Origin of the sequence: Salinimicrobium soli (genome assembly GCF_048323655.1) — a bacterium.
GTDB lineage: Bacteria > Bacteroidota > Bacteroidia > Flavobacteriales > Flavobacteriaceae > Salinimicrobium > Salinimicrobium soli.
In genome coordinates, this window is record NZ_JBLUWW010000001.1 from 840,912 (window position 1) to 866,861 (window position 25,950).

21 protein-coding genes and 1 tRNA gene are annotated in these 25,950 nt (G+C 42.9%); 6 read left to right on the forward strand and 16 right to left on the reverse strand.

Going from position 1 to position 25,950, the window contains the following annotated elements:
• Positions 1-33 precede the first annotated feature (33 nt).
• From ACNORC_RS03830 to ACNORC_RS03840, 3 genes are all read right to left on the reverse strand, one after another.
• Positions 34-1,062 (reverse strand): AI-2E family transporter, encoded by a 1,029-nt coding sequence (locus ACNORC_RS03830; protein ID WP_418334267.1) that lies wholly within the window; start codon positions 1,060-1,062, stop codon positions 34-36.
• Positions 1,063-1,211: 149 nt separating this feature from the next.
• The gene (gene polA, locus ACNORC_RS03835) at positions 1,212-4,040 is read right to left on the reverse strand and encodes a DNA polymerase I (RefSeq protein WP_418334268.1); all 2,829 of its coding nucleotides are present in this window, start codon (positions 4,038-4,040) and stop codon (positions 1,212-1,214) included.
• 73 nt (positions 4,041-4,113) lie between these two features.
• Positions 4,114-5,082 (reverse strand): glycosylasparaginase, encoded by a 969-nt coding sequence (locus ACNORC_RS03840; RefSeq protein WP_418334269.1) that lies wholly within the window; start codon positions 5,080-5,082, stop codon positions 4,114-4,116.
• A gap of 196 nt (positions 5,083-5,278) precedes the next feature.
• Here ACNORC_RS03840 and ACNORC_RS03845 point away from each other — a divergent pair, with 196 nt between their 5' ends.
• Both ACNORC_RS03845 and ACNORC_RS03850 read left to right on the forward strand, forming a co-directional pair.
• The gene (locus ACNORC_RS03845; RefSeq protein WP_418334270.1) at positions 5,279-6,502 is read left to right on the forward strand and encodes a metallophosphoesterase; all 1,224 of its coding nucleotides are present in this window, start codon (positions 5,279-5,281) and stop codon (positions 6,500-6,502) included.
• A gap of 85 nt (positions 6,503-6,587) precedes the next feature.
• Positions 6,588-6,884, forward strand: a complete 297-nt coding sequence (locus ACNORC_RS03850) for a thioredoxin family protein (RefSeq protein ID WP_418334271.1) — start codon at positions 6,588-6,590, stop codon at positions 6,882-6,884.
• 8 nt (positions 6,885-6,892) lie between these two features.
• Here ACNORC_RS03850 and ACNORC_RS03855 read toward each other — a convergent pair whose 3' ends face one another.
• The gene (locus ACNORC_RS03855; protein WP_418334272.1) at positions 6,893-7,603 is read right to left on the reverse strand and encodes a DUF6090 family protein; all 711 of its coding nucleotides are present in this window, start codon (positions 7,601-7,603) and stop codon (positions 6,893-6,895) included.
• A 286-nt stretch (positions 7,604-7,889) separates the two neighbouring features.
• Positions 7,890-8,777, reverse strand: a complete 888-nt coding sequence (locus ACNORC_RS03860; protein WP_418334273.1) for a dienelactone hydrolase family protein — start codon at positions 8,775-8,777, stop codon at positions 7,890-7,892.
• A gap of 456 nt (positions 8,778-9,233) precedes the next feature.
• Here ACNORC_RS03860 and katG point away from each other — a divergent pair, with 456 nt between their 5' ends.
• Positions 9,234-11,492, forward strand: a complete 2,259-nt coding sequence (katG, locus tag ACNORC_RS03865) for a catalase/peroxidase HPI (protein WP_418334274.1) — start codon at positions 9,234-9,236, stop codon at positions 11,490-11,492.
• A gap of 64 nt (positions 11,493-11,556) precedes the next feature.
• Here katG and ACNORC_RS03870 read toward each other — a convergent pair whose 3' ends face one another.
• Together ACNORC_RS03870 and ACNORC_RS03875 are read right to left on the reverse strand one after the other, a co-directional pair.
• Positions 11,557-12,201 (reverse strand): polysaccharide deacetylase family protein, encoded by a 645-nt coding sequence (locus ACNORC_RS03870; RefSeq protein ID WP_418334275.1) that lies wholly within the window; start codon positions 12,199-12,201, stop codon positions 11,557-11,559.
• A gap of 37 nt (positions 12,202-12,238) precedes the next feature.
• A complete protein-coding gene (locus ACNORC_RS03875; RefSeq protein ID WP_418334276.1) occupies positions 12,239-15,502 on the reverse strand; it encodes a glycosyltransferase family 117 protein in 3,264 nt (1,087 codons plus the stop codon).
• 243 nt (positions 15,503-15,745) lie between these two features.
• On the opposite strand from ACNORC_RS03875, the gene ACNORC_RS03880 reads away from it, so the two are divergent.
• Positions 15,746-15,818 (forward strand) — tRNA-Gln (locus tag ACNORC_RS03880).
• Between the two features lie 137 nt (positions 15,819-15,955).
• Here the strand turns inward: ACNORC_RS03880 and ACNORC_RS03885 are convergent.
• Positions 15,956-16,279 carry a hypothetical protein gene (locus ACNORC_RS03885; protein WP_418334277.1) on the reverse strand — a complete coding sequence of 108 codons (324 nt, stop codon included), beginning with the start codon at positions 16,277-16,279 and terminating at the stop codon, positions 15,956-15,958.
• Positions 16,280-16,551: 272 nt separating this feature from the next.
• Here ACNORC_RS03885 and ACNORC_RS03890 point away from each other — a divergent pair, with 272 nt between their 5' ends.
• Positions 16,552-18,066, forward strand: coding sequence for an AsmA family protein (locus ACNORC_RS03890; RefSeq protein ID WP_418334279.1), 1,515 nt, complete (start codon positions 16,552-16,554; stop codon positions 18,064-18,066).
• A gap of 198 nt (positions 18,067-18,264) precedes the next feature.
• The gene (gene hemN, locus ACNORC_RS03895) at positions 18,265-19,629 is read left to right on the forward strand and encodes an oxygen-independent coproporphyrinogen III oxidase (RefSeq protein ID WP_418334280.1); all 1,365 of its coding nucleotides are present in this window, start codon (positions 18,265-18,267) and stop codon (positions 19,627-19,629) included.
• Positions 19,630-20,097: 468 nt separating this feature from the next.
• Here hemN and ACNORC_RS03900 read toward each other — a convergent pair whose 3' ends face one another.
• From ACNORC_RS03900 to ACNORC_RS03935, 8 genes are all read right to left on the reverse strand, one after another.
• Positions 20,098-20,487 (reverse strand): group III truncated hemoglobin, encoded by a 390-nt coding sequence (locus tag ACNORC_RS03900; RefSeq protein ID WP_418334281.1) that lies wholly within the window; start codon positions 20,485-20,487, stop codon positions 20,098-20,100.
• A gap of 9 nt (positions 20,488-20,496) precedes the next feature.
• Positions 20,497-20,787, reverse strand: coding sequence for a hypothetical protein (locus tag ACNORC_RS03905; RefSeq protein WP_418334282.1), 291 nt, complete (start codon positions 20,785-20,787; stop codon positions 20,497-20,499).
• A 129-nt stretch (positions 20,788-20,916) separates the two neighbouring features.
• A complete protein-coding gene (locus ACNORC_RS03910) occupies positions 20,917-21,513 on the reverse strand; it encodes a Crp/Fnr family transcriptional regulator (RefSeq protein WP_418334283.1) in 597 nt (198 codons plus the stop codon).
• Positions 21,514-21,519: 6 nt separating this feature from the next.
• On the reverse strand, positions 21,520-21,819 hold the full coding sequence (trxA, locus tag ACNORC_RS03915) for a thioredoxin (protein WP_418334284.1): 300 nt from the start codon (positions 21,817-21,819) through the stop codon (positions 21,520-21,522).
• Positions 21,820-21,915: 96 nt separating this feature from the next.
• The gene (locus ACNORC_RS03920) at positions 21,916-23,190 is read right to left on the reverse strand and encodes an acetyl-CoA hydrolase/transferase family protein (protein ID WP_418334285.1); all 1,275 of its coding nucleotides are present in this window, start codon (positions 23,188-23,190) and stop codon (positions 21,916-21,918) included.
• 10 nt (positions 23,191-23,200) lie between these two features.
• Positions 23,201-23,779 carry a YceI family protein gene (locus ACNORC_RS03925; RefSeq protein ID WP_418334286.1) on the reverse strand — a complete coding sequence of 193 codons (579 nt, stop codon included), beginning with the start codon at positions 23,777-23,779 and terminating at the stop codon, positions 23,201-23,203.
• Positions 23,780-23,851: 72 nt separating this feature from the next.
• Entirely contained in the window at positions 23,852-25,165 is a 1,314-nt protein-coding gene (locus ACNORC_RS03930) for a hypothetical protein (RefSeq protein WP_418334287.1), read from the reverse strand.
• 59 nt (positions 25,166-25,224) lie between these two features.
• A complete protein-coding gene (locus tag ACNORC_RS03935) occupies positions 25,225-25,815 on the reverse strand; it encodes a YceI family protein (RefSeq protein WP_418334288.1) in 591 nt (196 codons plus the stop codon).
• Positions 25,816-25,950 lie beyond the last annotated feature (135 nt).

Consider the following 25,950-nt stretch of genomic DNA (forward strand, 5'->3'; position numbering starts at 1 on the left):
CTCTTAAAAAACCTCATTGAAAAATGGGGTTTTTTAATCCTCTATTTTTTTTACATATAGCTCCTGTACGAGAATAATGACAATTAAAATGATAGGAGTTGCAAGAATAATCCCCCAGATGCCGGCAAAGGTGGCCACAATAAGCTGAGAACTTATAATAAGTGCAGGCGGAACGCTTGTGAGACGCTGTTGTACCTTGGGGGTAATAAGGTTACTTTCCAAAAACTGCACCAGTAGATAAAGACCAACCACTAAAAGTGCAGTTTGTGGTCCCTGGGAAAGTGCGACCAGCACGGCCGGGATCATGGCGATCAACGGGCCGAAGTTCGGAATGAAATTCAGGAATCCGGCTATGATGGCGAGGGCAAGCCACATAGGCATTCCCATAATTTTTAAACCGATTGCCGTGAGAACAAAGACCACAAACATGGCGAAGATCTTTCCCGTGAGCCATTGTTTCATACTTGTACCCAAACGTTCCAGGACATCATCGGCTTTATCCCGACCCTTTGGAGGAACTAGTTTTCTGATCCCTTTGGTATAAAGGAAAGGAGCTGCTGTGAGATAAGCGCCTATTAGCAAGATCACGTAAACATCCCCTAACATTCCGAAGGTTGTTCTAAAGAACTTCGAAACAACTTCATTCAGTTTGCCGCTGGATTGAGTGGAGGACCATTTTTCCAGTATTTCCTGTCCCAGCCAGCTTTTGTCGAGGTAGCCTTTAGCATCCTCATAAGTATTGGGCAGAGTTTTGCTCAGCTGGGAAAGTTGGGTCTGCATTTCTGCCCCAATAAGCCATATGATCCCGGCGATGAAAAGAATAGTTCCTGCCACCGAGATGGTCATAGTGATCCAGGAGTTCAACCCCGTCTTGTTCCCTATGAATTCGCTTAGCCCCCGAAAAAAAACTGCAATCAATGAGCCGGCCAGGATAAGGAGAAGTACGCTAAAGGTGGTTTTAAAAAGTAAAAGGATCACCGCCAGGAGGGCAAAAATGCCTGCTGTGATCCAGACTTTTTGTACAAACGAATACTTCTTGTCAGAACTTAATGGTTCGGCCATTACGGTTTAGTTGGTTTAGTCAGTGTTTTCCCAAAAGTTACTAATTTTTAACTTTTTTGGAATGTCCCTTAACAAAGTCTTGCGAAATGGCAGGAAATAAAAAACCTCACAGGTCCTGTGAGGTTTAGAATAAATTCAGAAGGTTTTTTCTAGTGAGCTTCGAGCCAGTTTTCTCCCACCCCAAGATCCACTTCTAAAGGAACTTCCAGCTTGAAAGCATTTTCCATTTCAGATTTCACGAGGGATTTGATCTCTTCCAACTCCGGTTTGTACACATCAAATACCAGTTCATCATGTACCTGAAGTAGCATTTTTGACTGGTAATTTTTGGCCTCCAGTTTCTTATGGATATTGATCATGGCCAGTTTAATAATATCGGCAGCACTTCCCTGGATGGGAGCGTTTACCGCGTTCCTTTCCGCAGCGCCCCTGATCACGGCATTCTGGGAATTAATGTCTTTTAAATATCGGCGTCTTCCAAGAACGGTTTGAACATAACCATGTTCCCGGGCAAAATCTATTTGCTCGCTGATATAGTTGCGCAACTTCGGATAGGTCTTGTAGTAAGTATCGATCAGATCCTTGGATTCACTCCTCGAAAGATTCGTTTGATTACTTAGTCCAAATGCCGATACCCCGTAAACAATTCCGAAGTTTACCGTTTTGGCATTGCTTCGCTGGTCCCGGGTCACCTCTTCCATAGCTACATTGAAGACATTAGCGGCGGTAGAAGCGTGAATATCCTGCCCTTCCTTAAAGGCTTTGATCATATTGTCTTCCTGACTCAAGGCAGCAATGATGCGGAGTTCGATCTGAGAATAATCGGCAGCCAGCAGCACATAATCTTCATTTCGCGGAATAAAAGCTTTCCGAACCTGCCTTCCTCTTTCAGTCCTGATTGGGATATTCTGCAGGTTTGGATTGTTGGAACTCAATCTTCCGGTAGCGGCTACGGTCTGCATGTATTCTGTATGCACGCGGCCGGTGGAAGGTTCCACCTGCAGCGGCAGCGCGTCAATATAAGTGTTCTTTAGTTTTACAAGACCTCTGTAATCCAGCACCTGCTGCACGATCTTGTGATTGGGCGCGAGGGCAGAAAGTATATCTTCCCCGGTGGAATATTGGCCTGTCTTGGTCTTCTTCGGTTTATCAATCAGCTTCAGTTTTTCAAAAAGGATAATTCCCAACTGCTTTGGGGAACCAATATTGAATTCTTCTCCCGCCGTCTGGTAGATCTCCTGTTCAAGGTTGGCAATATCTTTTTCCATTTCTTCGGAAAGGCCTTCCAGAAACTCTCTGTCTAAATTGATGCCTTCGAGTTCCATATCTGCAAGTACCTTGACCAGCGGAATTTCTATTTCATGGAACAGTTTCTCAGTGTTTGCCTCTTTTAATTCCGGAGTAAATTGTTGTTTTAGCTGTAAGATGATATCGGCATCTTCAGCACTGAACTCGGTTTGGTCCTCCAGCGGAATGTCCCGCATGGATTTTCGCTGCTTTCCTTTTCCCAGGAGTTCTTCAACAAAGACCGGCGTGTAATTCAAATAAGTTTCTGAAAGTACATCCAGCCCGTGGCGCATATCTGGATTGATAAGATAATGCGCGAGCATGGTGTCAAACAAAGCACCCTGAAAATCAATATTGTATTTGGCCAGCACCTTGATATCGTGCTTAAGATTTTGGCCTACCTTTTCAATGTCTTCGGCTTCAAAAATGGGACGTAGTTGATCTACTGCTTCCTGTGCTTTTTCTTTGCCTTCCGGAATGGGGACATAAAATCCTTTTCCGGCTTCCCATGAAAAAGCAATTCCTATAAGTTCGGCTGTTAAAGGATCCAGGCTGTCGGTGACCAGTTCAAAACAGATGCATTTCTGCTTTTTCAGGTTTTGAAGGAACAGCTGCATAGCCATTCCCGAAGCCACACTCTGGTAAACATGCGGCACATCTTTTATAGTCTTTCTTCCCGAAAAGGATTCCAGGCTTTCCGAAGCTTCTTCCCCTCCAAAAAGGGAAAATTGACCCGAACCTGCAGGCTGAGCCTGTGCTTTGGCCGTAGGTGTACTTGTCACCTGTGTTGGCCTCGAAGTTTCCTCACCCGAGAACAACTTCAGGAATTGATCCTTAAGCCTTCTGAATTCCAGTTCCTCAAAGATCTCCTGCACTTTTTCAGAATCCGGCATGGAGAGTTCATAATCTTCGGCGTGGAATTGAACATTGCAGTCACACATAATGGCTGCCAGTTTCTTCGAAACTATGCCCAGTTCAGCATTAGCTTCAATTTTTTCGCGCATTTTCCCTTTCAGCTCATGAGTATTGGCCAAAAGGTTTTCCATGCTTCCGAACTGTTTAATGAACTTTTTGGCGGTTTTCTCACCCACTCCCGGCAGCCCGGGAATATTATCTACAGCATCGCCCATCATTCCGAGGAAATCGATCACTTGCTCAGGTCGCTCCACCTCGAATTTTTTCTGAACTTCAGGGATTCCCCATATCTCGATCCCGTTACCCATTCGGGCCGGGCGGTACATGAAAATATTTTCGGTAACCAGCTGTGCAAAGTCCTTATCGGGAGTCACCATAAACACCTTGTAACCTTCTTTTTCAGCTTGTTTGGCAAGGGTTCCTATAATATCATCGGCTTCACAACCCGGCAAAACCACCACCGGAATGTGCATGGCCTTCAGTATATTCTGTATATATGGAATGGCTTGTAGTATAGGCTCCGGAGTTGCATCCCTGTGCGCTTTGTATGCCTCGAACATCTCTGTTCTGGCATCGCTTCCTTCCTTATCGAAACACACCGCCAGGTGATCTGGTTTTTCACGCCTTATTACGTCAAAAAGCGAATTGGTGAATCCCATGATCGCTGAGGTGTCAAGACCTTTTGAGTTGATCCGTGGATTCTTGATGAAGGCGTAATAACCCCTGAAGATCAGGGCATATGCATCGAGTAGAAATAAGCGCTTTTGTTCAGCCATTGTGTTCTTTTAATTAGGATACCAAAACTACGAAGTTCTGACCAAAGAAAGCAGGGAGCCTTCTTAAAACTGATTAGTCCAAATAATAGGCACTCTTGATATTTTCATTGTTGTTGTCGCGGAATTTCATGTAGCTGAAACCCTTCTGAATACAATAAGAACCCACTTCGCCTTTTTTGTTCATGGCAATAAAGGCCGCCTGGAAATCTTTGTAATTGGGATTTTGTTTAATGATCCTGTAGATGGCTTCCTCACAGGCCTGCTGCGGAGTTTTACCCTGCCTCATAAGTTCTACTATCAAAAAACTACCTACACTTTTCATGATGGCCTCTCCCATACCGGTAGCTACGGCGCCACCTACCTCATTGTCCAGGAAGAGTCCGCTTCCAATGATGGGAGAATCTCCTACGCGGCCGTTCATTTTATACGAAAGTCCCGATGTGGTGCAGGCGCCGGCAATATCACCATTTTGATCAATGCACAACATCCCGATGGTATCATGGTTCTCAATGTTTATAATAGGCTTGTATTCCTTCTTTTTAAGCCATTCTGTATAAGCCTTTTTTGAATCTTCAGTCAACAGCTCTTCTTTTTCAAACCCCTGTTCCCTGGCAAATTGATCGGCTCCTTCTCCTGCAAGCATCACGTGTGGGGTTTCTTCCATCACCTTACGTGCTACAGAAACCGCGTGGGTATTGTTCTTAAGATAGACAACAGCTCCTGCGTCGCCTTGCGGATTCATGATACAGGCATCGAGGGTGACATTACCGTCGCGGTCTGGTGCACCGCCTTTTCCCACAGTGGAATTCTTCACGTTGGCCTCTTCGACCATTACTCCCTGTTCTACCGCGTCAAGCGCCGAGGCTCCTTGTTCCAGTAACTCTCCGGCACGTTGACTGGCGTTGGGAAATCTCCAGGTGGCTATACAAATAGGTTCAAATGACATTTTTGAGGATTTTAGAATGGCTGAAAAACCCGCGGGAACAGCTGTGAGGCCAATTCCGTAGAGGGCTGTGTTTTTGATGAAATTGCGTCTTTTCATGAAAATGCTTCTGCTTCTAAAAATAGGAAAACTGTACTAACTGCCATAGATTATTTGGCGCTATTGTTGTTATCTCAAAATGGCATTTTTGACTGCCTTCTTTCCATAGCCAGATCTTATGCCCAGATAACCAATAACAGCGAAACTGTTGCTGTAATGCAGTTTCCAGGAAGTATTTTTGCCTAAAATAATTTTTATGCGCTGGATAATTTTCGTCCTCCTTTATATCGTTCTGGATATATATGCTTTCCAGGCTTTTAAAACCACCACCCGTCATCATTGGATATACGTGATCTACCTGCTGCTCTCACTGGGTGCACTGGCTTTTTTGATCTATGAGTTCAACTTCAATGACAGCCAGGGACTTTCGGGAGCTAAAAGCTATGCCATCGGATTTTTTCTCGTCTTTTTTGTTCCCAAGATCATATTTTTCATACTCCTTTTTGGAGAGGATATAGTGCGGTTGTTCATTGGAGGTTACCGGAAACTCGCACAGTCGCCGGGGGAATTTGACATGCCATCACGGCGGAAGTTCATCAGCCAGATCGCGCTGGGTATCGCGGCCATTCCGTTCGCATCTTTGCTTTACGGAATGTATCAGGGACGATACAACTATAAGGTGCTGAAGTATGTGCTGTACTTCGAGGATCTTCCTGACGCTTTTGATACATACCGGATCACTCAGATAAGTGATATTCACAGCGGAAGTTTTGATAATCCTGAAAAAATAAAATACGGAATTGACCTTATTAACGAGCAGGAGAGCAATGTGATCCTGTTTACCGGAGACCTCGTCAATAATAAAGCTTCAGAAATGGACCCGTGGAAAGAATTTTTTGGAGGTCTTAAAGCAGAGCACGGAGTCTTTTCTGTGCTGGGGAACCATGACTACGGTGACTATGTGGCCTGGGAATCTGCTGAGGCAAAAAAGCAAAACCTGGAAGCTCTTAAAAATGTGCACAGGGAAATGGGATGGCGACTGCTGCTCAATGAACATGAGTTCATTGAGAAGAATGGAGAGAAGATCGCCATTGTAGGAGTGGAGAATTGGGGGATTGGCGGCTTTAAGAAAGCCGGAGATCTGGACAAAGCGGCCAACGGTCTCAAAAAAGAGGATTTCAAGGTGCTTCTTTCCCACGACCCCTCTTACTGGCAGGAGCGCATTAAGAAGGATCCGCAGCATTATCATCTTACCCTTAGCGGGCACACCCACGGAATGCAGTTTGGGATAGAGATCCCGGGCTGGTTCAAATGGAGTCCGGTGCAATATCGTTATGAGAACTGGGCGGGGATCTATGAAGAATTCGGAAGGTTCATAAATGTTAACCGCGGCTTCGGATTTTTAGCCTATCCGGGGAGAGTGGGTATTTGGCCGGAAGTATCGGTCATTGAACTGAGAAAAGGCCCTAAACCTGTATAATTCAAACTTTTCATTATATTTGGTAAAGGCTGTAGGTGAAGCAATACTTTCGGTACAGCTTTGTGGTACTTAATAACCCGAATATATGTCAAAGTTTGGTGAATTAATTGACCTGCAAATTCCGGTACTTCTGGATTTCTACACAGAATGGAATGAAGCGTCTATAGCCATGCATCCGGTCCTGAAGGACGTGGCGGCAGCACTTGGTGATAAGGCCAAAGTCATAAAGATCGATGTTGACAAGAATGCTCAACTTGCCGAAGCTCTTAGAGTAAAAGGCCTTCCTACCCTCATGATCTATAAGGAAGGGGAGATGAAGTGGCGGCAAAGTGGCGAGCAAGACGCCAACACGCTTATAGGACTGATCCAGGAATATATTTAAAAAAGTCTTTAATCCGCTTCTGACTTTTTCTGCAGTTCTTGCAGAAGTTTTTCTGTGTATTTCTTTATTTCTTCACTTCTTTGCAAGTACAATTGATTTGAGAGGTACTTGACAATTATGAGGCCATTCAGGTCTGAAATGAAATCAGCTGCTTCAATAGAATTCCACACTTTCTGAGACATCGGAGAATGAATCTTCATACTTCCACTGTACATGGGAGAAGGGTACTTTTTTATTACCACATTTATGGATCTTTTATACTGGGAAAGGTCCTGCAAAGAAAAATCGAGATGCGCTTGCTGAAGCTTGTTGAGAATGGTTAATTTTTCAATTGTTTCAGCAGAGAACAGATTAATATCCCCGGAGGCTTCAATGGCCTCAAAAGTTGTTGTTTTAAATTTTGCAGCGTCCGTTATAATTGGGTTTAATTCATATCTGTAGATATGAATTAATGTGTCCAGTTTTGCATTAGGTGAAGATATTCTTTTCCGTAGATTCCCAAGTCTAGTGGTGTCTAGTACTGCGGAATTCATGAGACTATCGATCTCATCAAGATCATTCTCCAGATCCATGACAAGAGACTGCAGATACCGCTGTTTCCTATTCTCGTTTTTTCTTTCTTCATTCCAGTTATTTACCTGCAGGGCAATAAGAATTCCCACAACCACAAGCATGATCTCTCCCATGGCGTACGCCAAATATTTTTTGGTTTTGCCCATGTTTATGAATTTTCTTTTAAAGCTTTTGAAGAGATAAGGCATTCTTACTGATTTTCATCGGGTCCACTTTAAAAGTGGTAGGAAAGTAGGGTATCGATCGGCTTCTTTTGCAACCACTCTAAAATAAGAAAATTAAATAAAACCTTCGTTTTAGGGTGTGTGGCCTGGGATCCAGAGCAAAGATCAAATACTTTTTTCATGAAGAATAAGGCGACAGAAGTCCCAGTCCTAAAAGAAAAGTTGGTACGTGTTTAAGACAAGATCGGTTAAAAAAATTGCAGATAAACTATACGAGTTTTTCTTTAAAAAATTCTATCGTCCTGGACCAGGCGAGTTCTGCGGCCGACTCATCAAAGCGAGGTGTTGTGTTATTATGGAATCCGTGGTTGACGTTGGGATAGAAATGGACAGAAAATTCTTTTTGATTTTCTTTCAACGCCGCTTCATATTCCGGCCATCCGGCATTTACCCGTTCATCAAGACCGGCATAATGTAGTTGTAAAGGGGCATTTATTTTTGGGACCTCTTCCCTGGCAGGCTGTCCTCCATAATAGGGTACTGCAGCTGAAAGACCATTGACCTTTACAGCCATCATGTTTGATATCCAGCCTCCAAAGCAGAATCCAACTACTCCAACTTTGCCGGTACAATCAGGATGGGATTTAAGATATTCGTAACCGGCGATAAAATCTTCCAGCATTTCATCCCGGTCTCTCTTTTTCTGTAGCTCCCTTCCGTCGTCATCATTTCCTGGATAACCTCCCAATGGAGTAAGAGCATCAGGAGCAAGGCTCATAAATCCTGCCAGGGCGACCCGGCGTCCCACATCTTCAATATATGGATTGAGTCCGCGATTTTCATGTACAACAATCACTCCCGGCAGTTTCCCCGTAGGTTGCTTAGGGGTGGAAAGAAGAGCTTTAATTTTCCCGCCGCCTTTGGGAGAATCATAGGTGATATATTTGGAATCTAGATCTGGATGATCTTTCGCAACTGTGACAGTGTCATTATAGTTAGGTGACAAAAAACTCAACAATGAGCCAACAGTGACGGTGCCCACAGCATACAAGGAAAGTCTCTCTACAAATTGTCGTCGGCCTATCTTATTGTGGGCGTATTGATCATACAGGTCAAAGACCTCTTGATTTATGTCTTCTTTTCTTAACTCACTCATAACAAATGGTTTAATTACTTCTCTAAAATAGAAAAAAAAATTATGCTTCATTTCAAATGATCTATGAGATCTTTTCTGAGCATTCTTTTACTGCGGCTTAAAAGGGGTCAGTGTCATTAATTCCAGTAAATTCGGTCTTCATGCCTGGCTCACAATTTAGGAGCAGCTCATTTAGCTTTCGTCTTCCCCTTGATCCATATCCAGCTTGCCAGAAAGTTCCTTTTGAGATTAAAGTTTACCGTAATTTTCTCTCTGATCTGCTTAGAAGTTTTAGACTAATGTCTTAAATTACAAGAACCTCCCAAAGCTGCCTCTAATTCTACTTCTATGTTCCGGTAAATTTTGATGCAATAAATTATATATGATGAATAAATAGAGTTTACTTATTGAAAATCTTTAATCATAGCTTTAAATTATTATATTTTTAATCGATTAATTAACTAAAAACTCTCCAAAATGGCACACAGTAATGATTCAAATCACCCTGATAACCACAAAGTATGGGAAGTAAATGAGTCGAGTAAATGCCCTTTTATGGGCGGAGCACTAAAATTTACCGCCGGTACCGGGACTTCTAACCGCGATTGGTGGCCCAACCAGTTAAACCTGAGTATCCTGCGGCAGCATTCGAAACTGTCAGATCCTATGGGAGAAGATTTTGACTATGCTGAAGAATTTAAGAGCCTCGATCTGAATGAAGTAAAAAAAGATCTTTACGATCTAATGACCGATTCCCAGGACTGGTGGCCTGCCGACTTTGGACACTACGGTCCGTTTTTTATAAGAATGGCTTGGCATAGCGCCGGTACCTATCGTATAGCTGACGGTAGAGGAGGTGGAGGTTCCGGCTCTCAGCGCTTTGCACCTTTGAATAGCTGGCCAGATAACGCCAACCTTGACAAAGCAAGGTTGTTGCTTTGGCCAATAAAGCAAAAGTATGGGAGAAAGATCTCCTGGGCAGATCTTATGATCCTTGCCGGGAACTGTGCTTTGGAATCCATGGGACTTAAAACCTTTGGTTTTGGCGGCGGAAGAGAAGACATCTGGGAACCTGAAGAAGATATCTATTGGGGATCTGAAGGAGAATGGTTAGGCAATAAAGAGCGCTTTGCTCACGGCGAGAAGCTGGAAAACCCCTTAGGAGCTACCCATATGGGATTGATCTATGTGAATCCGGAAGGGCCTAACGGAAACCCGGATCCTGTGGCGGCTGCAGATCATATTCGGGAAACTTTCGGCCGAATGGCCATGAACGATTATGAGACCGTGGCTTTAATAGCAGGCGGTCATACTTTTGGGAAAACCCATGGGGCAGCCGACCCTGAAAAATATGTGGGGATAGAACCGGCAGGTGCAGGTATCGAAGAAATGGGACTGGGCTGGAAAAATTCCTTCGGAAGCGGAAATGCTGAAAACACTATTACCAGCGGAATTGAAGGAACCTGGACAAAAACTCCAACTAAATGGAGCAACAATTTCTTTGAGAATCTCTTTGGATTCGAGTGGGAATGTGCAAAAGGCCCCGGAGGTGCTTACCAGTGGAAACCGAAAAATGGCGCCGGGGAAGGAATTATTCCCGATGCCCATGATCCTTCTCGCAAGCACGCCCCATTCATGTTGACCACTGATATCTCTTTGAGAGAAGATCCTGAGTACAAGAAGATATCCAGGCATTTCTTTGAAAATCCGGATGAGTTTGCAGATGCTTTTGCCAAGGCATGGTACAAATTAACCCACCGGGATATGGGTCCACGTTCAAGATATCTTGGTCCTGAAGTGCCCCAAGAAGATATGATATGGCAGGATCCGATTCCTGAAGTAGATTACGAGGTCATCAATGAACAGGATATTGACCACCTGAAAAATAAAATTTTAGATTCGGGGCTTTCTGTTTCTCAACTGGTGACTACAGCTTGGGCTTCGGCATCCACTTATAGGAATTCAGACAAAAGAGGGGGTGCCAACGGAGCACGAATCAGGTTATCTCCTCAAAAATATTGGGAAGTAAATAATCCGGAGCAGTTATCCAAAATCCTGGACACCTATGAAGGGATCAAGAAAGAATTCGATGAGGCGCAGTCCGGAGGTAAGAAAGTTTCCCTGGCAGACCTAATCGTGCTGGGTGGATGCGCCGGAATCGAAAAAGCAGCGAAAGATGCCGGACAGGAAATAAAAGTTCCTTTTTCTCCGGGACGTGCCGATGCTTTAGAAGAGCAAACCGATGTGGAGGCATTTACAATTTTAGAACCCGTAGCTGATGCTTTCCGGAATTATGCGAAAAAGGACAATAACTATTCTGCTTCAATGGAAGAAATGATGGTTGACAGGGCTCAGCTGATGTCTTTAACAGCTCCTGAGATGACCGTGCTTTTAGGAGGTATGCGTGTTTTGAACACCAATTATGATCAATCCAAACACGGGGTGTTTACTGACAAGCCCGGAAAGCTTACCAATGACTTTTTTGTGAACCTGTTGGATATGAACACTACCTGGAAGGCAGCAGATGATTCTGACAGGCTCTTTGAAGGAAGGGACAGAAAGACCGGTGATGTAAAATGGACCGGTACCCGGGTGGACCTTATCTTTGGGTCTAATTCTGAACTCCGGGCTCTGGCTGAAGTTTACGGAGCTTCAGATGCTCATCAGAAATTCCTGAATGATTTTGTTGCAGCCTGGAACAAGGTGATGAACCTGGACAGGTTTGACCTGGCTTGAGCAGTAAAATAAATGCTGATCGAAAAAGGTGGTTTTTGACCACCTTTTTCTTTGAAAATACTTTTTAAAAATTGCTTTTTTCGAGCCTTTCAAATTTGAATCCCAGGTTCGAAAAATGATCGAGCACCTTTGGCAGGACCTCACGCAAGTTTTTTTCTGCTTTCAGGCTGTCGTGAAACACTATAATGCTTCCCGGTACTGCATTTTCGAGTACATTTTGAAGACATACTTTAGCAGAGACATTTGCACCATAATCTACACTCAGCACGTCCCACATTACGATCTTAAAACCCAGTTTGGACAGCTGTTTTGCCTGGCGGTTGGTGATCTTTCCGTAGGGAGGGCGAAAAAGAGGGGGCTCATTTTCCTTGAAGTGGAGATCCATTTCCCGTTGCGCTTTTTGCGCATTATCAATATACTGCTGAAATGGGGTTTTCCAGCCATTGAGATGGTTGTAGGTGTGATTTCCAAACCGGTGACCGGCAGATAGTACCTTTTTGAATACTTCAGGATGTTTATTGATATTTTCTCCTATGCAGAAAAAGGTAGCTTTGGCATCATATTTTTCCAGTTGCTGTAACACCCAGGGCGTAACATCCGGAATTGGACCGTCGTCAAAGCTGAGGTAAAGCCTTTTTCCGTCAGGTCTTCCATTCCAGATCCTGTTTGGATACAATTTTTTTACTAATCCGGATACTTTGACTATCATACAAAAAAGCCTGCTATTTTAGGAGCAGGCTTAGGTTTTATAGTGAATCAACAGCTTCTTCAGGAATCAATTCTTCCTGCACATCTGGCAAATCTTCAGAAGCATCTGGGCTTCCGTAGAAATGTCTGAACATCATCAGGTAATTATTGAAAGTATCGGCTTCTTTCCGTGCTTTCTCTTCATCGCCATGAATGATCAAAAGATCAACAAGGCTGCGGTATCTTTCAATGTCGCTCACAATTTCGCTTCCCCAGGAAAGCTGGCGATTAATATCAAAGCTGCTGTAATATTCCAGGTTCTCCTGGTACTTTTTAGCTACCCGGTCCCAAAGCTCTCGTGCTTTCTCTTTTTTATCAACTTCATAATACCCGCCAATGAAAGGTTCAAGCAAGGTGTAGTAGCCGTAATAATCAAGAGGCATTTTTTCCATTCCCAGATCCAGCACATTTTCTGCTTTTTCGAGCTGGTCTTCCTGGATCAGTTTTTCAATGAGCCTGGCAAGGTTACTTCTATAGGTAATAGCATTTTTACGGGTTTCGGTGTCATGATAAATATTTGGATCACCGGAATTACCCCAATACCAGTTCATGACAATATTGTACATCTTATCTGTGTCTATCCTTCCCATATCAAATGGGTTCTGAGGATTCACCGGGGTTCGGATAGGCACAAGTTTGTAGGCAACGCCATCTAACTGGAGGTAATCTTTCATCCAGAGATAATCATCATCTCCAAAGCTACCACCGGTAAAGTAAATAGGTCGTTTCCACTCATTATTGGCAATAATGTCCAGCATCAAGAGACGGTTCTTGTATAAGATGTCGCCATCCAGTTCAATGATGATCTCGTCAACTATCTGGTCTGCATCTTCGGGGTTGACAATGTTATTTTCCAAAACATTCTCCTTATTGACAGGGATCCTGAGGGATTTGGTAGGGAAGGTGCTAACGTTTTGTCCACTCATTAATTCTGCCTGCGTCCTTGGATCATCACTGGCTATCCAGTTGAGCCAATTCTTTATGTTCATGGTGTCACGGGTGATGGGTTGATACCACACCGCATCGTTGGTTCCATATCTATATTGCTCATGAACGAGCTGACTCGGAATTGGCGCACTTTCCCACGCCTGTGATTTCATCTGGTCAATATACCAGTCGGTCGCAAACAGGGAGGTGTTGACGATCCTTACATCGGTACGATATTCTTCTACCTGCTGGGCATACCATAGGGCAAAAGTATCATTGTCGCCAATGGTGAACAGGATGGCGTTTGGATCGAGACTGTCAAGATACATTTTGGCCATTGCAAGGGCAGTATACCGGTCTGAACGATCATGATCATCCCAGTTCTCTGAAGCAAGAACGGTAGGTACAGCCAGTAAGGAGGCCACTACCACAATCGGCACCGCAATTTTTGGTTTGATATAATCTTTGAGAATATCAAATAAGGCATATACCCCAAATCCTATCCAGATCGCAAATACATAGAAGGAACCTACAAGAGCGTAGTCTCTTTCACGTGGTTCAAAAGGCCGTTCATTTAAATACACTTTTAAGGCGATCCCCGTGAAGAGGAAGAACACCAGTAATACCCAGAAATTCTTCTTGTCTTTGGAAAACTGAAATACCAGACCCAGTAATCCTAGGAGCAACGGAAGGAAATAATAAGTATTCCTTGCCTTATTGTTCTTGATATCTGACGGTAAATTATCCTGAGGGCCCAGTCTCGCTTCATCAATTAAGTCGATCCCGCTTAACCAGTTCCCGTGTTGATCTGTATATTTTCCCTGTATATCATCTTGGCGGCCCACAAAATTCCACATGAAATATCGCCAGTACATATAGCCCAACTGGAACTGAAAGAAATATTGCAGGTTGGATGAAAAGGAGGGTTTTTCAACGGTGATGTATTCCCTGAACTGTCTTAGGAAATTATCGTATTGTTCATTGTCGATATTTCCGCTATTGTAGCTTTGACGGAATTCATTTACTGCAGCCACTAACTGTTCCTGCCCCTGATATTCGGGTTTAATGGTAAATTTTAGAGGTCCCGTGAAATCCAGGTAATTTGCAGCGTGTTCTGTACTCCACATACGCGGCAAAATAGCCTTGTGCATGTCATCTGTATTCTGCTTCGCATTCTTATAATTGTTCACGATCACATACTTGCCCAGCTCTTCATCCTTTTCATACTTTGGCTTGTCATCGATGTAGGGATTGTTCTCGTCAAGTCCGCTGTACATTTCGGTGAACTGAGGTCCGTAGAAAAGGTGAGTTTCGGGATATTGTTCCCGGTTGTAATAGGCCAGCAATTCGCGGGCGTTATTCGGATTATTTTCGTTGATGACCGTATTCGCATTCGCCCTGATTGGCAGCATCATCCAGCTTGAAAACCCAATGAAGATGAACAGGATGCACAGCAGAAGCGTGTTGAGCTGATAGTATTTTTTCCTACGGGTATATTTTATTCCGAAGTAGAAGGCCGCGATAATTACAAGAGCTGTAAATATAGTTCCCGAATTGAATGGCATTCCCAGAGAATTCACAAAGAAAACTTCGGTAGCCGAGAAAAGGCTGAGGGAATACGGAAGCAGCATTTTAAAGATGAACATCAATACTGCTACTACCACAAGGTTGGCGACTATGAAGTTCTTCCAGGTGACCTTAGAAAAGTTCTTGAAGAAATATAAGAACCCGATCGCCGGAATGGTGAGCAGCCCCATAAAGTGGACTCCAAAGGAAAGACCAATAATAAAACAGATAAGGATCACCCAGCGGTTGCCCCTTGGAGCAAACATATCCCTTTCCCAAAGAAGGCCAAGGTAAAAGAGGATCGCCATAATACAGGTGGCCATAGCATAAACTTCGGCTTCACCGGCATTAAACCAGAAACTGTCAGTAAAAGTAAAGGCCAGAGAACCAACTAAAGCACTTCCTAAAACTGCCATTTTACTGGCGTCAGAAATTTTTTCCACCGGCCCCGTGATCTTAAGTACCAGCAGGCTTATTGACCAGAACATGAAGAGAATGGTAAAAGCACTGGCAAAGACAGACATCATATTCACCATATAAGCAACGTGGCCCGGGTCATTTGCAAAAATTGAGAAAAAAGCACCCATCATCTGGTAGAGTGGAGCTCCCGGCGGATGCCCTACTTCGAGTTTTGAGGAGGTGGAAATGTACTCCCCGGCATCCCAGAAACTAACGGTGGGTTCTACGGTAAGCCAATATGTAAGGAGGGCTACTAAAAAAACTAACCAGCCAAGGATCTTATTCCACCTGGTAAAGTTAAATTTTGTCATGTGTGTTGAAATTGAGAACAGTGGCGAATTTAAGAATAATTAAGCTATTGAAACCACAACGGACTTTAATATGAATTATTTCTGAAGATGAAACGTAATAGGGAAGGGAGATGGATCTTTTTTTTCTGAAAAACAGGAGCTTAAAAAAGGGTATTTTTCGAGGTCGGAAAAAACTGAAAGAAAACAGAAAAAATATTTGTACAACAAAAACTTTGTTTTAAATTTGCATCCGCATTACAGCAATGGCCCATGGTGTAACTGGCAACACGTCTGGTTTTGGTCCAGAAGAGTCTAGGTTCGAGCCCTAGTGGGCCAACAAGTAATGGAAACCGAATTGTGAAAACAGTTCGGTTTTTTTGTTTTTAGAAGTTTTTTTAAAGTTGTCATTAAGATGATGGCATAAAAAACCCGGTAAAAAATACCGGGTCTTAGTTTAATCATTGACAATTTTTCTCAAGCAACTTTTAAAATACTGTAATAATTGAGAGCGCTCTGATAGAATTTCAGGCTTCTGTTATCATTTTTGATGCAGGACGACAAAAATCTTTCCAGGTCCAGGCATTCGAAACTTACCGTAGTATATTCATGATCTGAAATCGGGATCTCAGCTTTCACTACTTTATTTTCATAATCAATATCCACTTTTCTCGCAGCAAAGTACATCTTAATGATCCCTTTGTGAAGTGAACTGAAGGCATTATTGGAACAGTCCAAACAGCTGCTGTGGACAAAATTTTTAAATTCTTCAATTATCTGAGAGGGTTGAGTTGTAATCATGAGGCTGGTCGTAGTTATTTGTTCTTATGTGGCCTAAATTAAGCGGAGTTGTGTTAAAACTGTTTTAAGGAAATGTTGATTAATACAGAATTAACAGAGGCATCCTTCGTTTGTGAAAATTTTAGGAGCTTATCACGATTTGAGCGAAAAAAGTCTCAAATGATTTTAACATTTCAGGAATGATAAAATTTTCTTAAGCCCAGTAAAAATGGTGGGTGAGCGACGTATTTCTACGGAAATCCTTGTATCTTCAGAAGCAAAAACCGGCCAAATTGGAAAAAAAGAAGAAAATTTCTGTCATCATTCTTTCAATATTAGGATTCCTCATCCTTGTTTTTATAGCCCTAAGTTTTTACTTCTCAAACCGTATCAAGAACAGTATCGATGAAGCCATTGGGAAGGATTCCTCTTATAAAGAAGCAGATGTGGACCTGCTTCAAAGGCAAATTACTATTGACAGCCTGGACTTCAATGGCAATGGAAAACAAATGGCAGCAAAAAAGATATCCTTAAAGGGTATAGGTTTGATCAAATATATTTTTGATGACAAACTGGTTATCAACAGGCTGGTGATCGAAGGTCCTGATATAATTTTTAGCGAGAAAAAAAACGATAGTAGCAGTGGTGGGACAAAAGGCTTTAGCCGAAATATCACGGTTAAAAATGTGGAATTCCACAACGGGAATTTTCGTCTAAAGAAAAAAGATACTACCGGGAATGATATTTTTATAAGCTTTCCAACCCTTACTTTGTCAGCAGTACACGTGGATTCAGCTACCGTAAAAAATCGGATGCCCTTTCAATATGAGACCTATTCCTTTTATTCCGATTCCCTCAGGATAAATATTAATCCGCAGCATTATGTGGCAGCAGAAGAGGTGAGAATGGAGAACGGCAAGACAGAAATTAAGGACTTCAAGATCCTTCCTTATTATGAAAAAGCAGAATTTGACCAGGTCATTCCTTATGAGAAGGACCGGATTTCCCTTCGGGTGAAGAATATTCAGCTGGACAGCCTGCAAATTGAATATAAAAAGGATCAGTTTTACCTGCGGAATCCGATGTTGACGGTCACCGGTGGCGACCTGGAAGTCTATCGTAACAAGCTCCTGCCAGATGATCCGCGCAAGCGTCCTCTATACAGTAGTCTGCTGCGGAATGCTCCCGTAAAACTCGACTTTAAAAAAGTCAGGGTGAGAAACAGTAAAATTCAATATCAGGAAAAGGTAAAAGAAGGAATTCCTCCTGCTGAAGTCATCTTTTCTGATATTGATGCCGATATTACTTCTCTGACCAATATCAATCTCGACCGCAAGGATTTCCCGGAAACAAAGGTGCATGTAAATGCCACTTTTCAGAAGGTGTCACCGTTGGAAGTAGACTGGACTTTCAATGTGACCAATCCCAATGATAAATTCCTTTTTAAGGGTAAATTCGGAGCCGTTCCCGGAGATGCTCTCAATCCATTGCTGCGGCCTTCCATGAACATGGAGGCAAAGGGGACCATAAAGGATGCCTGGTTCACTTTTACCGGAAACGATGAAGTACTCACCGGTGATGTACGGCTGAACTACGACCAGTTCAAATTTATATGGCTCAAAAAAGGAAGCAATGAAAAACGCGGATTCTTTACCGCCATTGCCAATCTTTTTGTGGACAACGACGGAATTTCCGGAGATCATAAGAGCAGGGAAGTCCGCGTGGAGCGGGATCCGCACCGTTCTTTCTGGGCATATGTTTGGAACGGGCTCCAAAATGGGATGAAAAATACGTTCTCGCAGTTGTAAACCTTCCGAAGTATCAGAAATAATTTCCGCAGCCATATCCGCAAATATTCTACGGAAAATTGTCAGTTCCTTAAGGTGTCAAAAATGACATTTTTGGATGGAATTTTTCCGCAGTAATAAATTCGGACATTCTTAACCTGATTTGGATCATTTTTTCCGCTTTACCTTTCCGTTACTTTTGCCTCTAAATTATTAGGAATGAGCAATTTTTTGATCAACAAATACAATGTGGCAGGCCCGCGGTATACCAGTTATCCAACGGTGCCATATTGGAACCAGGGTACTTTTTCTATTGAGGAGTATAAAGAGACCCTAAAAAAGTCCTTTTCGGAGAGTAATGCTTCCGAAGGAATTAGCCTGTACCTGCATTTGCCGTTTTGCGAAAGCCTGTGCACCTTTTGCGGGTGTAATAAGCGTATTACCAAAAGGCATGATGTGGAGTCTCCCTATATTTCGGCAGTGCTGGAGGAATGGGACCTGTACCTGGAACTGCTGAAGGAGCGCCCGGTAATTAAAGAAATTCATTTGGGAGGAGGAACCCCTACTTTCTTCTCTCCTGAAAATCTTACCAGGCTTATCAATGGATTATTCGAAAATGCCGATAGAGCTGAAGAATTTGAATTCAGTTTTGAAGGCCATCCCAACAACACCCGAAAAGATCATCTAAAAGCCCTTTTTGAGCTGGGGTTTGACAGGGTGAGTTACGGCGTGCAGGATTACAATCCGGTGGTGCAGCAGGCGATTCACCGTTTTCAGCCTTTCCGGAATGTGAAAGATGCGACCGAACAGGCAAGGGAAATAGGCTATACTTCTGTGGGCCACGATATAATCTTCGGACTTCCATTCCAGACAGTGGAGCACATCAAGACCACCATTGAAAAGACAAAAGAATTGATGCCGGACAGGATAGCGTTTTACAGCTATGCCCATGTGCCGTGGATAAAAGGCAATGGGCAGCGCGGATTCAAGGAAGAAGATCTTCCTACGGCCGATGTGAAGCGAGAAATGTATGAGACCGGAAAGAGAATGCTGGCCGAAGCGGGTTATGTTGAAATTGGCATGGACCATTTTGCCTTGAAATCTGATTCCCTTTATAAGGCTGTAGAAGACAAAAAACTACACCGCAATTTCATGGGCTACACTGCTTCAAAGACAAAGGTCATGATTGGCCTGGGAGTTTCAGCTATTAGTGACAGCTGGACCGGATTTGCGCAGAACGTGAAGACCCTGGAAGAATACTATGAAATACTGGATAAAAACGAATTCCCTCTCTACAGGGGGCATATTCTAACCGAAGAAGATGAAAAACTAAGGCGGCATATCCTGAACCTGATGTGCAATCTCCAAACATCATGGAAGGATGAAAACCTTGCTTTTCCTGAATTGCCGGACGTGCTGATCAGACTTCGAGAAATGGAAGCGGACGGGCTTCTAACGATCGAAAAAGACAGGCTGGTGATCAACGAGAAGGGCAGGCCTTTTGTGCGCAATGTGTGTATGGCATTTGACCTGCTGTTGCAACGCAGTAAACCTGAGACCCAGCTGTTCTCAATGACTGTCTAGAATTAGCATCTTCTGAAACAAAAAGATCCGGAGTTTTTGCTCCGGATCTTTTGCTTTTATGGGGTCTCAAAAATGACATTTTTGAAAGTTCTTCCAGTGATCATTTTTCTCAGAGGGGAGAAGAGCCGTCAGTTCGAGTTTTTTGGCTGAGCAAGAGCGAAGGCACAAAGTATCGGGAACAGAGGCGGATCATGTGTTATCAATGGACAGGTTTAAAAGGTCCCAAAAATGTCATTTTAGAGAGTTCTTCCAGGGATCATTGCTTTTCAGAGGGTAGAAGAGCCGTCAGTTCGAGTTTTGTGGCTGAGCAAGAGCAAAGGCACAAAATATCGGGAACAGAGGCGGATTAAATTTTATCAAAGGGCAAGTTTAAAAGGTGCCAAAAATGACATTTTTGAGTGGTCCTTCTTCCTACCAATTAACCAATCACCAATCACCAATCACCAATCACCAAACACCAAACACCAATCAACCTTTTGGCCTGCTCTGGTACATATTCATAAAAATATTAGTGGCCATATTTCTGGCCCTGTTCCGGGCAATATTCGCCCTGTCGCCTTCAAATAATTCATCAATGGTCTCAAACCACAGGTTCAACCAGGTTCCGAAGTGTTTTTGCTCGATAGAGTGGTCAAAATTCTGGTCCACTTCTTTATGAGCTTTCATGGGATTTCCGCGGAATTTGCTCACCATAAAAAGATTGGTCTCCCAAAAGTCGGTTAGCTTTTCCAGGTGTGCAGGCCAGTCTTCAATGGTTTCATTAAAGAACCTGCCAATCTCCGGATTGGTTCTCACTTTTGAATAAAAAGAAGAAACCAGGAGAAAAACATCCTCCCGGTTTTGAATATCATGTTTCATAGCCTGATGTTAGTACCTCATTATAACATTTATCACAAGAAGTAATGTGCTTACCACAAGGCTCAAAAGTAGGGTATTGAAAACAAATTTAGGTTTCATTTGTGCAAGAACAGCTACCAGATAGATCATACTCACTGCTACAACCAGGAAAAGCTGTATCATTTGGAGCAGATCATGCCCGTTCATCAAAATTACCATTGCCGAGGCAGCTCCAAGGCAGGTGGAAAGGATAATGGCCAAAGCCGAATATCCCACAAATAAATCCTCAAAATCTTTGTAAAGTGTGTTGTAAAGTCTCATACCTGTCAATTTTTTACTGCCGTAAAATTATTGGGAACAGGGCAGGAGAAATATGATTTGAGTCATAATTGAGGACATTTCTGTCCGACTTCAGGTGCTAAAAGGCTGAAAATTAAAGGGAAAGAACATCTAGCGGTAAACTTTGCGTTTTTTGATCTGAAGTTCTCCTTTTTTCTCCAGGGACTTGGTAGCCCGTATCACTGTCTCGACACGAAGGCCTGTGAGATCTGCCAACTGTTGGCGGGTTAGATCTACTTTATAAGTGAATTCCCCTTCGATCTTATGTACATGCTTTTTAAGATAATCCAGAATACGAAGAATACGGTGTTCAGGTTCCTGGCTGGAGATCTCAGATACCATGATAGCCTTGTAAAAAAGCCTTTTTGCAAGGGTTTCGGTTATTTTGAGATGTACTTTAGGATTGGAGGAAAGCAGTTCCAGAAAATGCTCTTTTGGAAGCTGAAAAACTTCGGCATCTGAAAGAGCTTCGGCATTGGCCGGATACTTTACATTTGCCAGCAGTGGAGGTTCTCCGAAGCTTTGCCCGATAGAAAAGATACCCTGAATGAACTCTTTTCCGTCTTCGTTGTAATTGTTCATTTTGATCTCTCCGGAAGCGATCTGGTAAAAATTAAGAGCAGACTCGCCTTCCCGAAACAATTGATCGCCTTTGGAATAAGAAACTTTGCGGGCTCCGTGGTCCAGCAGTAGATTTTCGTCGATCATGTATGATTATTGATGAGAGCGAATTAGCTGCACAATTGCAGATTTCTGTACCACTCCAGATTGACGCCAAAGTTGTTTCCCGTTCTTGAACAGGATGAGCGTGGGAACTCCCCGCACCTGGAATTTCTCTGCCAGGGCCTGATTCTTATCCACATCGATCTTGACTATTTTGACCTCATCACCCAATTCTGCCTTCGCATCCTTTAAAATAGGACCCAGCGTCTTACATGGGCCGCACCAGTCGGCAGAAAAGTCGACCAGCACCGGTTTGTCATCATTAATGATCTGGCTGAAGCTGCTTTTCATAAGGCTGATATTTTAGGAAGGTTCATCTTTCCTAAAGATATTATTTTTTCAGGAGAACCACTTCTAAAATACCTTTTTTGACAGTTCTATAAGAGTTTACCTGGTTTTGTTGATTCTCGAAAAAGCTTCTTCTTCCAGGCTTTCCCTGTGGTCCGGGTGTGCAATGGAAATCAGGGCTTTTGCCCGCTGCTTCAGGTTTTTTCCGTAGAGGTTCACCACGCCATATTCTGTAGCGATATAATGCACGTGAGCGCGCGTTGTAGTCACTCCCGCACCTTCCATGAGGTGTGGAACGATCTTGGAAATTCCTTTACTGGTAATTGAAGGGAGAGCTATAATGGCCTTACCACCTTCAGAAAGGGAGGCGCCGCGAATGAAATCCATCTGGCCCCCTACTCCGGAATACTGATAACATCCAATAGTATCTGCGCATACCTGTCCCGTGAGGTCTATCTCAATGGCACTGTTGATAGCGGTAACTTTAGGGTTTTGCCGAATAATTGCCGTGTCATTTGTGTATCCCGCTTCCTTAAAATGTATCAACGGATTATCGTCTATAAAATCATATAATTTTTTGGAACCCATTGCGAAGCAGGTAACGATCTTACCGGTTTTTATCTCTTTTTCTTCCCCGGTGATGATCCCTTTTTCCACCAATGGAAGGATCCCGTCAGAGAACATCTCGGTGTGAATACCCAGGCGCTTGTGGTTCATAAGGTTGGAAAGTACCACGTTTGGAATACCGCCTATTCCCATTTGAAGGGTAGCGCCGTCTTCGATAAGTTCGGCAACGTGTTTTCCAATTTGTTTTTCAATTTCTGTAGGGATGCCCGGTTCATGAGTGAACAACGGCACATCTACATTTACCGCAGCATTTATCTTGCTAACATGAATGATCCCATCTCCATGAGTCCTTGGAACCTGCGGATTGATCTGGGCGATGATCTTCTTAGCCGTTTGAATCGCCGGAATTGTAATGTCTATAGAAAGTCCCAAAGAGCAATAACCATGTTTATCGGGAGGTGAAACCTGAATAAAGGCTACATCTAATGGTAAGATATTCTTCCTGAATAACAGGTGGATCTCACTCAGAAAAATAGGAATGTAGGCTCCATAGCTTGAATTCACTGCCTGCCGCACATTTCCTGCAACGAAGCAACTATTGGTAATGAAAGAATTGCGGTAAGGTTCGCGGGTGTAGCGCGCATCGCCTTCGGTATGGATCTGGAACAGTTCAACCTCTTCCAGTTCCTGGTACCGGTCACATAAAGCCTCAATCAAGACCTTAGGGGTCATTGCGGCACCCTGAAAAAATACCCTGTCACCAGATTTTACGTGAGATACTGCTTCAGCAGCTGATACGATATCCATGATAAGCGGATTATTGTTTTTTGATATTGAGATCAAAACTTATCTCGATCTCATCTTTTACCTTGATTATTCCGAATAATTTTTTCGGAGGTTCAAGGCCGAAGTCTTTGATATTTAGTTCCAGTTCGCCCTGGAAGTGGGCCACCTGTCCATTTTTAATATTTACAGGTACTTTGTAGAATTTCTCCTTGCCGGCCATTGTTATACAGATGGTAGCTATTCCGAAGGTTTTGGAATGGAGGGTAACATTGTTGAGTTCAAGCAGAATTTCAGGATATTGATCTGCTTTGATAAGATCATTAAAATCCTGATTGATCCCTTTATTTCCGCAGTCAAAACCACGGGTGTCAAGGGTAAGAATGGCTCCGGTAAAATTCATTATTGAATCTTTTCTGGAGTAGTAGACCTTTTGGGCCTTTTTAAGATAAGAGGTATCGAAATTACATTCGAATTTATTGATGTTGGTATCACCGGTTATTGACAGGTGACTGGTTGGTAGAACTGCCACCTCTTTTACCTGAAAAGGGGTCTGTGCACTTGTGAATGCACTAAGGAACAGTAACATAACAATTGGCAAAAACTTTTTCATGGCATTTAAATTTAGGTAAAAAAAATGGGGGAACCCGGTTCCCCCATTTTCGGGCTAGTTCAAACGTATATCTTAGAAGCTGATTGCTGCCTCAAGCATAAGACCGTTGAAGCTTCCTTCATGGTGGATATCATTTGCAGGATAACCATCATAAGTCTGGTTCACGTATTCAACTTTTGCAAGAACGTTTTTGGTCATGAACCATCCAGCTCCTAGTTGGAATCTGTTAATGTCGATGTCATTACCACTTTTGTCTTCTCCACCTGCAGTGTTGTAACGTCCACCGATGTAGAAGTCTTCGTCAGCTCCAAATCTGTAAAGAAGCTCACCAGAGTACTGGCTGTAAGATCTTGTTTCAGAGTTAGCTTCGTTTTTCTTTCTACCTGTAACGCTTTCAATGATTCCGAAGAATTCAAGTCCACCAAGTTTGAAGAATGGGTTGATTTGGAAAGCAGTCATGTCATTGTTCACATCTGGAACCATCATACCACCTCTGAATCCATCACCACCACCGTCGATGTCGCTAAGTACTTCGTAGTAACGAGATCCTGCACGGTCACCACTGTAAAGGTAAACACCTCTTCCGTAGTTGTGTGGAGCGTGAAGTACAGATCCTGTCAATCTAAATCTGAAGTTTTCAGTGATCTGGTCGTCATATCCTAATTTTACTAACCAGGATGGGCTTGTAGAATCTTTACCAGAAACGTTTTGGTTCAATTTACCGTTGGTGAATCCAACCATACCTAACCAAGGACCGTTGAAGTAGTATACTTCTGCACCAACTTCAGTAGTGAAAGCATCCATTACGTAGTTACCAACAAATGGGTTATGAAGAGCCATTGCGTTGTCAGTTCTTCTGAAGTGACCATCACCATAGTTGTTCTCCATGTGACCGATCTTGATTCTTACATGGTCCATAAGACCTGAAGCTAAACCTTCGCTGATGAAATCAAGGTTGTCAATTTGGAAATACCCACCTTTTACATAAGATTCGTGGTGGTGTTGAGAAGAAAGGTAGGTTCTCAAGTGCATTCTTAAACCTTTAGCTAAAAGAACGTCAAGGTCAAGGTTGGCAGTTGCAAGGTTGAAGTTGCTTCCAAGGTCAACCAATTCTACCGGTCCTTCGCTCTCCTGGCTTAAAGCCTGGAATTGTAGTGTAGATGCACCACCTAATCTTACCTGTACGCCATTGAATTCAGTATCTATGTCTTTAGTTGGTTCAAATTCATTAATACCTCTTTGGTCTGGAGCTCTAAAGTTTGGAAGATCTCTGTCCCATATTGTTTGAGATTGGTTCTCTTCGGTTGCCTCAACCTCTTGCGCCTGAACCTGAAAGCCCATGGCCATCAAAAGTGCGATTCCGGAATATTTAATTAAGTTTTTCATTTTGTTTTGTTTAAAAAAGTTGATAGTTGAATTTTAAATTGAGTTTAATTTAGATTAAGTTATTTTGAATATACTGCTTGAAATTTTACGTTTACTTCTTCTCCGGTAGTAATGGTTCCAAACATTGCTGTTGGGGGGTCTACCTTGTATTGGGTCATATTAATTTTCTTGTTTCCTGAAAGGTCGATCTTGCTTTCGCTTACTTTAGCGTCAAAGATCATATCTACTGATTTTTTCACCCCGTTGATGGTTAAATTACCTGTTGCGGTGATCTTACAAGAGCTGCTTGAAGTACAGTCGATATTCTTTACACTTTGAAGCTGGAATTCGATCTTCTTGTGATCATCAGTATTAAGGGCTTTATAGGCATTTTTGTCCATTCCTCCCTTACCACTCTTAAGGCTTTCAGCTATCACTGTGAAACTTAGCTGATCTACCTTCACTAGTTGTCCGTCTTCCATTACTACTTTTAGAGTACCCTGCAAGTCATTTGCTGTCATCTCCCAGTCGTGAATGTTGGAAGTTCCCTCTACTACTACTTTAGAAGCTTTGCCGTTGACATTATAAGTCTGTCCCCAGGAAGTCTGGGCAAAGAATACAAGTGCCAGAAAGCTTCCAAGTACTATCCAAAAGTTCTTTATTGTTTTCATGATTTCTGTTTTTTATTTGATACAAAGTTGGGGCATAAAAGCAGGTTTAATTATGACCGCCGTCATCTTTCAGTCAGATTCGTAGGGTTTTTTTATGTTTTTCTTCACATTTCATCTCAGGCCGCATGAATAAAG